Annotated in this window: 11 protein-coding genes; 1 reads left to right on the top strand and 10 read right to left on the bottom strand. The window is 49.2% G+C overall.

Annotated elements, in window-relative coordinates; genetic code table 11:
• Positions 1-49 precede the first annotated feature (49 nt).
• The 8 genes from DXD12_RS01300 to DXD12_RS01265 all read right to left on the bottom strand — a co-directional run bounded on the left by DXD12_RS01300 (position 50) and on the right by DXD12_RS01265 (position 8,302).
• Positions 50-556 carry a small multi-drug export protein gene (locus DXD12_RS01300; RefSeq protein WP_022358562.1) on the bottom strand — a complete coding sequence of 169 codons (507 nt, stop codon included), beginning with the start codon at positions 554-556 and terminating at the stop codon, positions 50-52.
• 3 nt (positions 557-559) lie between these two features.
• Complete coding sequence (locus tag DXD12_RS01295) at positions 560-1,135, bottom strand: zinc ribbon domain-containing protein (protein WP_118628581.1); 576 nt, start codon at positions 1,133-1,135, stop codon at positions 560-562.
• 249 nt (positions 1,136-1,384) lie between these two features.
• Positions 1,385-3,802, bottom strand: coding sequence for a DUF6449 domain-containing protein (locus DXD12_RS01290; RefSeq protein ID WP_118637076.1), 2,418 nt, complete (start codon positions 3,800-3,802; stop codon positions 1,385-1,387).
• On the bottom strand, positions 3,777-4,676 hold the full coding sequence (locus DXD12_RS01285) for an ABC transporter ATP-binding protein (protein WP_118637074.1): 900 nt from the start codon (positions 4,674-4,676) through the stop codon (positions 3,777-3,779). The genes DXD12_RS01290 and DXD12_RS01285 overlap by 26 nt, the downstream gene beginning before the upstream one ends.
• Entirely contained in the window at positions 4,663-5,055 is a 393-nt protein-coding gene (locus tag DXD12_RS01280) for a GntR family transcriptional regulator (protein WP_118637496.1), read from the bottom strand. The genes DXD12_RS01285 and DXD12_RS01280 overlap by 14 nt, the downstream gene beginning before the upstream one ends.
• 183 nt (positions 5,056-5,238) lie before the next feature.
• Positions 5,239-5,532, bottom strand: coding sequence for a hypothetical protein (locus tag DXD12_RS01275; RefSeq protein WP_107000077.1), 294 nt, complete (start codon positions 5,530-5,532; stop codon positions 5,239-5,241).
• A 329-nt stretch (positions 5,533-5,861) separates the two neighbouring features.
• Positions 5,862-6,659 (bottom strand): TIGR03915 family putative DNA repair protein, encoded by a 798-nt coding sequence (locus DXD12_RS01270; RefSeq protein ID WP_118637072.1) that lies wholly within the window; start codon positions 6,657-6,659, stop codon positions 5,862-5,864.
• A gap of 20 nt (positions 6,660-6,679) precedes the next feature.
• Complete coding sequence (locus DXD12_RS01265) at positions 6,680-8,302, bottom strand: putative DNA modification/repair radical SAM protein (RefSeq protein ID WP_118637070.1); 1,623 nt, start codon at positions 8,300-8,302, stop codon at positions 6,680-6,682.
• Between the two features lie 287 nt (positions 8,303-8,589).
• Here DXD12_RS01265 and galE point away from each other — a divergent pair, with 287 nt between their 5' ends.
• A complete protein-coding gene (gene galE, locus DXD12_RS01260) occupies positions 8,590-9,615 on the top strand; it encodes a UDP-glucose 4-epimerase GalE (protein WP_118570440.1) in 1,026 nt (341 codons plus the stop codon).
• A gap of 117 nt (positions 9,616-9,732) precedes the next feature.
• On the opposite strand, the gene sigK is transcribed toward galE, so the two are convergent.
• Both sigK and DXD12_RS01250 read right to left on the bottom strand, forming a co-directional pair.
• On the bottom strand, positions 9,733-10,362 hold the full coding sequence (gene sigK, locus DXD12_RS01255) for an RNA polymerase sporulation sigma factor SigK (protein WP_022358454.1): 630 nt from the start codon (positions 10,360-10,362) through the stop codon (positions 9,733-9,735).
• Between the two features lie 133 nt (positions 10,363-10,495).
• The gene (locus DXD12_RS01250; protein WP_118637068.1) at positions 10,496-11,833 is read right to left on the bottom strand and encodes an MATE family efflux transporter; all 1,338 of its coding nucleotides are present in this window, start codon (positions 11,831-11,833) and stop codon (positions 10,496-10,498) included.
• Positions 11,834-11,979 lie beyond the last annotated feature (146 nt).

Below are 11,979 nucleotides of genomic sequence, written 5' to 3'. Positions count from 1 at the left end.
CATGCCGCCCTTTTGCGGGCATAGACATTATTCCATTTTTATCTGCGCATCATCCAAACAGCACGCCCAGCACGCCGTAGGACAGAATCGACATAATCACCGTCGCCAGCGCGATACCGACTAAAATCGCGCCAAATGCCTTGCCAAATTTCATGTGGAGCAGGGATGCCACCAGCGCGCCTGTCCATGCGCCGGTTCCCGGAAGCGGGATGCCGACAAAGAGCATCAGCCCCCAGAACTCATATTTCTCGATCTGCCCCTTTTTGCTCATCGCTTTGCGTTCCAGCCAGAGCGCAATACCACGGAAACACGGAACCTTCTTCATCCACTCCAGCACATGGCGGATCAGAAGCAGGATAAACGGGATCGGCAGGATATTTCCCACGATACAGATCGGGATCGCCCGCAGGATCGGCACGTTTAAGAGTGCCGGTGACGCAGCCAGAAGCCCGCCTCGAAGTTCCAGAATCGGAATCATCGAGATAATGAAGATAATTGCCTCCTTCGATATGACTCCGGATAAATTAGCTGTAAACCATTGTACCAGTGAATCCATAAATTATGCCTGCTCCCCGCTGTTATTTTCATTCTGTGCCGCAGTATCGGTGGTGTTCTCCGAAACAGCGTCCGAAGCATCCGCGGAATCCGCGTCTGGGCCAGCCGCGCCTTCTGTTTCTGCGTTGTCAACCGCCTTATCTGCTGCAGCTTCATCCTTCTCTTCAAAGATAGTCTCCTGCATCTCCTCCGGTTCTTCCGGCTCATGCACATCTGCAGATGTCGTCGAATCCATCGGCGCACCGCACCGGCTGCAGAATGCCGCATTTTTCTCCACCTTTGCGCCGCACTCCGCGCAGACTCTTGTGCCCTCTAACTCGGCAATCTCATCCTCCAGGGACGCAATCTTCACAAGCCCTGCCTGGATAGTGTGGAACTCATCTGCAAATTTCCCTTCCAGCTCGCCCTCATGTCTGTCATAGTATGCTTTTCCCAGTGTGATATATGCCTTATTAATCTTATCTTTCTCGGCGGACAACTTCGATTTCAGCTGTAATACGCCTGTAATGTCCTTTACCCGGTTCGCAGCTTCCTTGCTCTTATCGCTGATCACCTTTCCAAGTTCATCGAAAAATGCCATATTTCTTCCTCCTCTGCGGGATATGTACGCCTCAAATTTCGTTCTGCCTGATGTGACAGCGCATCGCTGTTCTAAATCTAACGGCAGGTTCATGCAAAACCAAGGCATCTGATATTTTCTCATAACGATTCAGCCGGTTTTTGCATCAAATACATAAACCGGCTGAACCGCTACGTTTCCCCCTATTTTAGCCCCTACAGGGGAGAAAGTCAATCTTTTGCATCCCTAAATCAACTCTAGGCAACTTTTTTAATACGCAAACACCCGGTTCAGCCGCATCAATTCCGGTGTCAGGCCGAAGGTCGATTTCACAAACTCCGGAACCTTGCCATAGCGGAACGAGCGCTGGTAGATGCCATACTGACCCGATTCATCCATTTCATAGTCCGCCGCATATTCCCCATCATACAGGACATTCTGACCGGCATCCACCGTATATGTCTGACCTATCTCATTTTCCTCCATTGAATTTACCGAATCCCTCAAATCATCCTCTGAAACTGCCCCTGTGTCCTCTGTACCGGACACATATACTGCAATATTGATCCCCTGATATGCCTCCGCCATTTGATTGATCTGCACCATATCATCCGAAGCGGAGTTTGCAAGAATTTCTGCAATCTGTTCCGGATCTGTAATCGTTACCTCACGTCTGCTGTTATTCTGAAGATACTCCCGCTGGCGTTTTCCAAGCTCTGTATCTGCCGGTGCCAGCTGATCCTCCGGAATCTTGCCGCCCTGATACTGAAGCACGATTTTTTCTGTATTTTCCGGCGTCACCTTGCTGCCGACCTCGGTACCACACTGTTTCAGAATCGCGATCGTCTCCTGGAAGGACGGATAAATCGGGTAATAATCAAACTGGTTAAATGTGTCATAATAGCCGCCATTTTTACGAATCACATCAATCATCGCCTGCATCTCATTTGTCTTAAACTGAATCTCCGCGATCGGCATCTCCTCCCGGCGCATATCCGGCGTCAGAGCCATCAGCTCTTTCTGGTATGCAGCAAGAAGCGCCGCCTTCGTCTGCTCATCCGGAAGCTTCACATGGCTGCAGTCCTCTTCCTCTTTGTAATTGATGCCTGCGGCATCGTCTGCCTGTAGGGACAGCACCGGGTACATTCCCAGTTTATAGCTCTGATTTTCATAAATGGAATCTAGCTGTTCCCGCAGCTCCGATACATTGATCGTGCGGTAATTACGGTAAACGGTTTTTCCATTGTTTAGATGCCAGGACAGCACGATCGAATCATAGCGTGAATCCAGATCCGCCTCACTCATCCAATCCTGTCCGCCGTTCAAATGCTTCCGCTGTCTGGAAGCTGTCTCGATGCCCTGCGCGCCAATTTCCCGCAGGACACGGATTCCATCCTCATCCGAGATCTGCATTTTATCTGCCACATCTCCCTGGGACGCCCATTCCATTCCAACACTGTAGCCATCCCTATACATTCTCGGAGTCACATGGTAAGCCCCTGCCGCATTGTTGTCCAGCGCATCACAGTAAATACCCGCGTATGCAACCTTGTCAGCATTCGGCAGATAGCTGTCATATCCTGCCACATCCAGGCGGAACCCCAAGAAAATGGCTGCCACTGCCACCGCACTGATGGCAAGCTGTCTCTTATGCGCAAACAAGCTCTTAAAATCGAAATGATAGATAATTTCGATCAGGCAGCTGGTGATGAGCAGTCCGCAGATCAAGCCAAACACGGTCCAGATATCATCATTCAGGATTGATCGGAAAATCATTCCGGAAAACAGCGTGATCGGCACAACCAGAAGGAAACGGATCACCGGCTCACTTACCTTAAATGCCATCGCTCTTCCAGCCGCCTCAGACGGGCGTTTCCGGTACAGGAACATTCCCAGGCCAAAGAGCAGGGCTGCCACTGCCAATGCAATGACTGCCATCCGGGTGGGATGATCAGAACCAGTTGCCGTGCCGTACCAGAAAACCGGTGAGGTACGCTCGCACCAGCGCAGCAGGAAATTGCCATTGTCATAAAACGTCATGAAGTATTCGGAAAAATACGTCGATATCACTGCAGCCACGCCCGGTCCCCAGCTAAAAAATACGCCGGTTCCAAGTAATCCTACGATCAGATTGCCTGTCAGAATCACTGCCAGCACAACCGTCATGTACACCAGGGTAAAAAAGCACATATGCTGTACATACCCAATCAGCAGGGTTCCCCATAAAAATGGCGCGCCCTTCACCTGCAGCATCACACCTGCCACCAGCAAAAATACCAGATACGGAACCGCCAGATACAGGATACCGTCCAGACAGGTTACGGTATAAAGCATTTCACGGCTGATCGGGAGGCTGTGAAAAAAATCCGTTTTCTTTTTCGAATGGAGATACGAAAAACCGGACGCTGCCAGCACCACCGCCGTCACAATCAGGATAAATACCAGCATTGCATTCTGGATCGAATACATATGCAGCATCTCATTGGTCAGCTTTAATTTTGCTTCTGCTAACGCCGCTTCGACGCTCAGATCTTTAGACAAGTTATCCGGACGCAGCATTATGCTGGTTTCCAGCGCTGTCAGGACTGGAAACAGAAAGAAGCACAAAAGTGCGGTAAGCGCCACGCTCCAGAGACGCTGCTTCGTATTTTCTCTCATATATTTAAAAAACAAGCCTTTTGATGTCATAACCAGCCACCTCCGTTTCACTGATAAAGATCTCTTCTAGGGAAAGCGGTATCATTTCAAAAAACACCGGATGATACGCCTGTAAAATTGTCTGAATCTCTTCCCGTTTTCCGCGCACAGTAAGCGTCAGGAGACTTCCCCTCTGTTCCGTCTTTATAATATCGATTCCCTGCAAATCGCTGCTCCCCACTCCCGCCGGAAGCACACACTGAATCTTGTGAATATTTAACTTCATATCGTCCAGATCCTTTGAGAGAAGCATTCCCCCCTTGTGAAGCAGACCTACATGGTCGCAGATATCTTCCAGCTCCCGCAGATTATGGGAGGCGATGACCGGCGTGAGGTTCCGCTCCTCGATATCATTGGCAAAAAGACTCTTGACCGTCTGCCGCATGACCGGATCCAGCCCGTCAAACGTCTCGTCGCAGAACAGATAATCGGTTCCCGCGCAGACGCCCAGCAGCACGGCGAGCTGTTTTTTCATCCCCTTCGAAAAGGTCTGCACCTTCCGTCGCCCTTCCAGCTCAAAATTCTTTAGCAGTTTATCAAACCGGGCTGCATCAAACTTCGGATAAATCCCCTGATAAAATACTTTCATATCTTCCGCCGTTCCATTGCTTAAGAAATACGGCTCATCCGGGATATAAAAGCACCGTGCCTTTACCTTTGTATTCTCAAATACCGTCTCATCATCAACCGTAATGCTCCCTTCGTCCGGCTTTAAAATACCGGCTGCCATCCGCAAAAAGGTACTTTTTCCAGCGCCGTTAGTTCCGATCAGACCAAAGACACTTCCATTGTGAATCTCCGCATGGATATGATCGACTGCCACTGTATCATAAAAACGCTTCGTCAGATTCTCAGCCTTTATCATTCCTGTTTCCTCCTTCCTCACTTCCATAGTTCTGGATGACCTGCTCCTGGAACTCCAGCATCGTGATACCGGTTCCTTTTGCATCCCGGATCAGAAGTTCCAGCTGATCCCAGATCTCCTGCCGCTTCCTCTCCCGAATCTGCCGGTTATCCGCCACAAAACTGCCCCTGCCCTTAACCGAATAAATATATCCCTGGCGTTCCAGCTCTGCATACGCCCGCTGGATCGTATTCGGATTCATCGACAGCTCCGTTGCCAGACTCCGCACGGATGGAAGCTGACTGTCCTGCTCCAAAATCCCCCGGACCATCAGATCCGACAGCTTCTCAACAATCTGCTCATAGAGAGGTCGTCGATCTTTATAATCAATCAGAATCACGCTCACATTCTCCTTTCCTCCATTCTGCCCTGTATCAAAAATCATAAGTGTATTAGTTCATTTAATACAGTTATAGTATACAAAAAGGGCAGCCGATTGTCAACCGACTGCCCTCTTACGATTTTCTTAACAACCTTTTCGGTTATATCCGAATAGAAACAAACTTCTGCAATCAAAGATTGATTACTGAGCCTGTGTCTCCTCAGCTGCCTCAGTCTCTTCTGCTTCAGCCTCAGTCTCCTCAGCTGCCTCAGTCTCTTCCTCAGATGCCTCTTCGGTCTCTTCCTCGGAAACTTCCTCAGTCTCTTCTGTTTCAGCCTCGGTCTCCTCAGCTGCCTCAGTCTCTTCTGCCTCTACAGTCTCCTCTGCTGCTGCAGTTGTCTCCTCTGCTTTGCTGCCGCAAGCGGTCAGAGCAGATGCTGCTACCATTGCACTCATAACTAAGATTGCTGCTGTTTTTGTAAGATTCTTTCTCATAATTATTCTCTCCTCTTTAAAACATACGATTTATGTTTTCTTGTACCTCATCGGTACGTGACCTATAATAAAAACAAATTATGTCCAAAATATGAACAGATAATTAACATTCACTAAATAAATCCCGTATTTCTTACAAAAATCGAAAGTTTTCGTAAGAAAAGTCCTTGTTTCTGTTGACTTTACATTATTTTTTAAGGTCTTTAAATCTTAATATATATGCAGCAGTTTTCTCGTTTCAATGCTGTTTTTTCCCGATTTCCGGCTTATTTTTATTCTTTTTTCGTTTCTTTATGAACAAGGTTCTCGATTTTGTGTTTACGATTTGTTCACAATTTAGCCAAATTTGAACGGTTGGAACCGGACTGAAATTCCGTCATATATTTCCGGTAGCGAAGCGGCAGATGCATCCGCTGACAGGCTGGATTTTCCCGCTCCTTAATTCCTATCTGATGAAAAAATGCACTCCAGAGCGCCGCATATTCGCTCTGATCGGTTCTCCCGGAAAACGCCTGCAGGGGTTCTGTCTCAGCCCCACGCATCATATACCACCGCCCCTTTCCTGTCCAGACTCCCGCTTCCTGGTGATTTTTATCATAGATAATAAATGGTTCCGAGGGCAGGCGATCTGTAAAATACGGCATCAGCAATGCCGTCACCCGGTTTTTCGGACCAATCTCAGAAAATAGTACATGATCGGAATATTCTGCAAACCGCAGAAATTCTGTCTGCAAATGCGCTTCATTGGCAACCGCACGGTTGATCTGAAAGACTGTCTGCACCGCCGGTATCTGTAAATTTTCCGTGATACGTCTCCCTGCTGCCCCTGCGCTAAACCCACAGACCAGAAAGCGGTAGACCGCCTCTGCCCGATCCTCCCGCTCACTCAGCGCCGTGCGGTAAATCCAGCTGTACGCCAGTTCTGACAGGGATCGACGCACCGAGCGCACGACTTTCTGTGCCTTGAGCCGATCCACCGCCACCTCTCGGTACTCCGAAAACAGGCTGTAATTATATTCGCCCTGTACTTCCAGCCGCACATTCTCATGCCCTAAGCGGCTGTTCCAGGCATCATATACTCCTGTGAATATACCTTCCGGACTGTCTTCGCATACAAATACAACCATTTTTCTCTCCTCCGTCTGCTTCATGCCTGCGCCATATGAAAATCATCAAACAGCGACATCTGACGGTACAGCCCGCTCTGTGACAACTGCCACTGCTTCCGCTTCTCTTCACTGATTAGCTGTGCCGCGATCGCATCCTCATGGATCTGCACCGGGTACATCATCCGCCCTGAACAGGTAATGAAGTATACTGCCCGCTTCAGCACAACTCCCATCTTCTTCAAATCTTCAAACCGAAGCGCCACCTGTTTTCTCGTTGCGACAATCCGCATCGCAGACTTTACCCCGATGCCCGGAACACGCAGAAGTGTCTCATACGGTGCCCGGTTTATCTCCACCGGAAACTCACCCAGATTCTGCAGCGCCCAGTCGCACTTCGGATCCAGAAACACATTAAAATTAGGGTGCTTTTCACTCAGAAGTTCCGATGCCCGGAAGCCGTAGTAGCGCATCAGCCAGTCCGCCTGGTACAGACGGTGTTCCCGCAGAAGCGGCGGTCCGTCCGGAAGATCCGGAAGCAGGCTGTCCTCATTCACCTTGATAAACGCCAAATAAAAGACCCTCTTTAATCCAAAATTCCGATACAGCGCTTCCGCGACCGCAACCATCTGATAATCACTCTCCAGAGTCGCCCCGACAATGAGCTGTGTGCTCTGACCGCCGGGGACGAAATAATTCTTGCGGTTTGAGATATTTCCCAGTCCGAAACTGCCATAGATCGATCGTCCTGGGATGACACGGGGGATCTCCGGTGTATGTGTCCTTCCAACCCTTTCATCCATTTCCCCCGGCTCTTTCGACCTCATAAATCCTTTTACCTTGTCTCCATTCCGCCCCCAATCCATCTTTGTCTCTGTCTGATTCGGACTCAGAATTCCCTTATCAGCCTGCAGACATTCCCTTTCCCCTTTTCCTATCGCTTTACCACCAATTCCATATCTCCCGTCTCCCGGAATCTGAATTTCTCCGCGCTCTTTCTGCGGAAGCCATGCCCCTCTGCTCTCCAGACGCCCTTCCTGCTCCAGCTGTCTCGCGATCCCAGTCTGGATCTGGCGCATCGGGCGCAGTATCTTGTCCCGCGTCTTTCCCGGTGCCAGGCGCGCCAGACCATCAGCCGTCGGAAGCTCCAGATTCACACTCATCCGGTCCGCCAGAAAGCCCACTCTCTCAATCAGCTCCGGATCTGCCCCCGGAATTGCTTTCACATGGATGTAACCGTTAAATCGATGGACGCGCCGAAGGCGGTACAAGGTCTGATACAGCAGTTCCATCGTGTGATCCGGTGTCTCCAGCACACCGGAACTTAAAAACAATCCCTCTATATAGTTGCGCCGGTAAAATTCCATCGTCAGACGGCAGACCTCCTCCGGCGTAAAGGAGGTACGGACCGTGTCATTGCTCCGACGGTTGACACAGTAATGACAGTCATAGATGCACTGGTTCGTAAATAAAATTTTCAGCAGGGAGATACAGCGCCCATCCGAGGCAAAACTGTGGCAGATGCCGTCCACCCGGCTGTTTCCAAGAAAGCCTTCCTTTCCCTTTCTACCCACGCCGCTGGATGTGCAGGCGGCGTCATACTTCGCCGCATCCGATAAAATACTTAACTTTTCTTCGATTGAAAGATTTTCCTGTATCAGCATGAGGTTCTGCCTCCTCCCATTTATCGAACATCCGTTCTGTATTTATCATATCACACCCTCTTTTTAAATGCAAGCTGTTTTTCGAACGCACATTCTATCATCACGCACACTGTACCCGAGTCTTTCCAATCTACGCAAAGCGTTGTTAAACTTCCTCTTAAAATATAATTTCGATAACACATGACAGTATTTCCGATTGTTTTCCTCGCAAGCCACGTTTATAATAAAGAAAGATTGAAGGTTTAGAATAAATTATTCTTATAGGTAGGATGAAGGAGGAGTTTACAATGGCTATTTTAGTTACTGGAGGCGCCGGTTACATCGGCAGTCATACCTGCATCGAACTTTTAAACGCCGGATATGAGGTCGTTGTCATGGACAACCTTTACAATGCCAGTGAGGAAGCGCTGCGCCGCGTGGAGAAAATCACCGGCAAGCATGTAACCTTTTACAAGGCAGATATGCTGGATCGCGAGGCAGTCAATGAGATTTTTGAGAAAGAATCCATCGATTCGGTCATTCATTTTGCAGGCTTAAAGGCAGTCGGAGAATCTGTTGCGAAGCCACTGGAATATTACCACAACAATATCACCGGAACCCTGATTCTCTGCGACGTAATGCGCAATCATGGCGTCAAAAAAATCATTTTCAGCTCCTCCGCTACCGTATACGGAGATCCGGCATTCGTCCCGATCACCGAAGAATGCCCGAAAGGCAAAATCACAAACCCTTACGGTCAGACAAAGGGAATGCTTGAGCAGATTTTAACTGACCTGCACGTGGCAGATCCGGAATGGAATGTCGTTCTGCTCCGCTACTTCAACCCAATCGGCGCACACAAGAGCGGTCTGATCGGCGAGGATCCGAAGGGAATCCCGAACAACCTGGTTCCTTATATCGCACAGGTTGCTGTCGGCAAGCTGAAATGTCTCGGCGTCTTCGGCAATGATTATCCGACTCCGGACGGAACCGGTGTGCGCGATTACATCCACGTAGTTGACCTTGCAGTCGGTCATGTAAAAGCACTCCAGAAATTTAACGATAAACCAGACGTATATATCTACAACCTCGGCACCGGCAAAGGCTACAGCGTACTCGATGTTGTCAAGGCTTACGAAAAAGCCTGCGGCAAAACAATTCCTTATGAAATCAAGCCGCGCCGCGCCGGCGATATCGCAACCTGCTACTCCGATGCTACCAAAGCGAAAAATGAACTCGGCTGGGAAGCTCAGTACGGCATTGAGGAGATGTGTGCTGACTCCTGGAAATGGCAGTCGATGAACCCGAACGGATATCGGGACTCTGAAGACTAAAAAAAATAAAGAATGTGCTTCTTTGTGTAATAGGGAATTCCAAGGAATTTCCTATTACATAACAAAAGCGGCTGACAGATGTCCACCCTAACATCTGCCAGCCGCTTTTTCTGTTCTTTATTTGTGTTCCGCAAATCCCCGCCGCATTTTTTCCAGCGCCCGCTTCTCGATCCGGCTTACATAAGAACGCGAAATCCCAAGTCTGGCGGCAATCTCCCGCTGCGTCTGTTCCTTTCCGCCAAACAGCCCGTACCGGCTGCGTAAGACGATTTTCTCTGTTTCTTTTAAACACGCTTCATAGGCGCGGTAAAGCTGTTCAATTTCCTGCTTTAAAATAATGGTTTCCAGAACTTCTTTTCCTTCTGCCTCCAGCACATCCATCCGGCTGACGGTTTCTCCGTCTTTATCTACCCCGATCGGGTCATATAACGAGATATCCTTTGCATATTTTTTACCAGCACGGAAGGTCATCAGAATCTCATTCTCGATACATTTCGCCGCATATGTCGCCAACCGCGATCCCCGCTCCGGATGAAACGTATTGACCGCTTTAATGAGCCCGATGGTGCCAATCGACAGGAGATCTTCCATTTCATAATCTGTACCCTGATATTTTCTGGTCACATGCGCCACCAGCCGTAAATTTCGCTCTATCAGAGTATTGCGTGCCTCATGGTCTCCCTCTTTCATGCGTTCCAGACAGGACCGTTCCTCTCCAGGTGTCAAAGGCTTTGGAAATGTATGCAAAGAAAAAGCCACCCTGAAGCTTACTTACTGATAGTTTATGCTTCGGTGGCTTTTCCAGTGCACCACTTGCTTTTCCGATTTTAGAAAGGGCGCTAAAAATCATACCATCCAGCCGGTTATAAATCCGCTGCATCTAAAAATATTGATACCTCCTTCTCTTCGCCGCCAAAAAGATAACTGACACCGTCACGGACATACATTCCGCCACGATAATTGCGCCCCAGATTCCGTTCAGGCCCAGGAGCAGTGGCAGAATGATAACCGATGCACTTTCAAACACAAGAGTACGCAAAAAAGCTATTAGCGCCGAGGTCAGTCCATCTCCCAGCGCCGTAAAAAAGGCGGAACTGAAAATGGAGAAACCGCAGAATAAGAACGAAACCGCATAAATGGAATACGCATGTACCGTCATGTCCAGAAGCCCGGCATCATATCCTACGAAAATAGCTGCCAACGGTGCCGCCATCACCTCGGACAGCAGCAGCATGCTCAGAGACGTTGCCGCGATCAGAACCACACTGCGCTTTAGCAGGTTATTTAACTCCTTTTTATTTCCTGCGCCGTAGTGATAGCTGATAACCGGAGCTACGCCGGTCGCATAACCGATGAAAATCGCAAGGAAAATAAAGTCCACATACATGATGGTTCCGTAAGCTGCGACTCCGTTTTCTCCCGCGTAGCGCATCAGCTGCGCGTTATACAGCATGCCGACAATGGACATGGAAATACTGCTCATCAATTCCGATACACCGTTGGTGCAGGCACGTCTGAGCGCTCCTCCATCCCACTTTGGTCTGCGAAGGCGGAGGCTGCTGCTGTTCTTCCGCAGGAAATAAACCAGCGGTATCGTTCCGCCTATGATCTGTCCCATCGCAGTCGCCATCGCCGCTCCGGCAATTCCCCAATGGAACACCCCCATGAACAGAACATCTCCCGTCATATTGAGCACACCCGAAATGATCGTTACAATCAGCCCCAGCTTCGGCTTCTCCGCCGTCACGGAAAGGCTGCCAAACGCATACTGCAGCATTAAAAACGGAAGCGCCACCAGAATGATCCGTCCATACCGGATGCAGTCCGCCAGCATCCCTCCCTTCGCGCCAAGAAAGGCAGCAATCTGCGGTAAAAACAGAATACTGATAACCGCAATTACCAGACCAGAAACAACGGTCGCAGCGATCAGAAGGGAAAAAATCTCCTGGGCCTTCTCACGCCTGCCCTCGCCCATAATCCGGGCAATCAGGGCACTTCCACCCGTGCCGAACATAAATCCCATGGCACCTACGACCATCAGAAACGGCATAATGAAATTGACCGCCGCAAACGGCGTTTTTCCTACAAAATTCGATACAAAATATCCATCTACCACTCCGTAAATGGAGGTAAAAATCATCATTAAAATAGATGGAATTGTAAACCGGATCAATCTCCCAAAACCGAAATGATCCGATAACTGAATCCTCTGTTCCATAACATTCTCCTGTCAAATTTTTAAGTAATTCTGCCATTATATCACGATTCGCATCTTCGATGCTTACCGCTGCTGACGCAGCTATCGTGATCGCCATTCGCCGTTCGCCATAAATCTGCAAGAAGCTTTCTGGCTCACTTGCGCTC

The organism is Clostridium sp. TF11-13AC (assembly GCF_003481065.1).
In the GTDB taxonomy this organism is placed as follows: domain Bacteria; phylum Bacillota; class Clostridia; order Lachnospirales; family Lachnospiraceae; genus Otoolea; species Otoolea fessa.
The sequence above is the reverse complement of the archived record's forward strand: the minus strand, read 5'-3'. Positions and strand labels throughout refer to the sequence as shown.

Excerpts from the sequence above, each read along its gene's own strand:
- DXD12_RS01300 (WP_022358562.1), bottom strand. The coding sequence starts at position 556 with ATGGATTCACTGGTACAATGGTTTACAGCTAATTTATCCGGAGTCATA.
- DXD12_RS01295 (WP_118628581.1), bottom strand. The coding sequence starts at position 1,135 with ATGGCATTTTTCGATGAACTTGGAAAGGTGATCAGCGATAAGAGCAAG.
- DXD12_RS01290 (WP_118637076.1), bottom strand. The coding sequence starts at position 3,802 with ATGACATCAAAAGGCTTGTTTTTTAAATATATGAGAGAAAATACGAAG.
- DXD12_RS01285 (WP_118637074.1), bottom strand. The coding sequence starts at position 4,676 with ATGATAAAGGCTGAGAATCTGACGAAGCGTTTTTATGATACAGTGGCA.
- DXD12_RS01275 (WP_107000077.1), bottom strand. The coding sequence starts at position 5,532 with ATGAGAAAGAATCTTACAAAAACAGCAGCAATCTTAGTTATGAGTGCA.
- DXD12_RS01270 (WP_118637072.1), bottom strand. The coding sequence starts at position 6,659 with ATGGTTGTATTTGTATGCGAAGACAGTCCGGAAGGTATATTCACAGGA.
- DXD12_RS01265 (WP_118637070.1), bottom strand. The coding sequence starts at position 8,302 with ATGCTGATACAGGAAAATCTTTCAATCGAAGAAAAGTTAAGTATTTTA.
- galE (WP_118570440.1), top strand. The coding sequence starts at position 8,590 with ATGGCTATTTTAGTTACTGGAGGCGCCGGTTACATCGGCAGTCATACC.
- DXD12_RS01250 (WP_118637068.1), bottom strand. The coding sequence starts at position 11,833 with ATGGAACAGAGGATTCAGTTATCGGATCATTTCGGTTTTGGGAGATTG.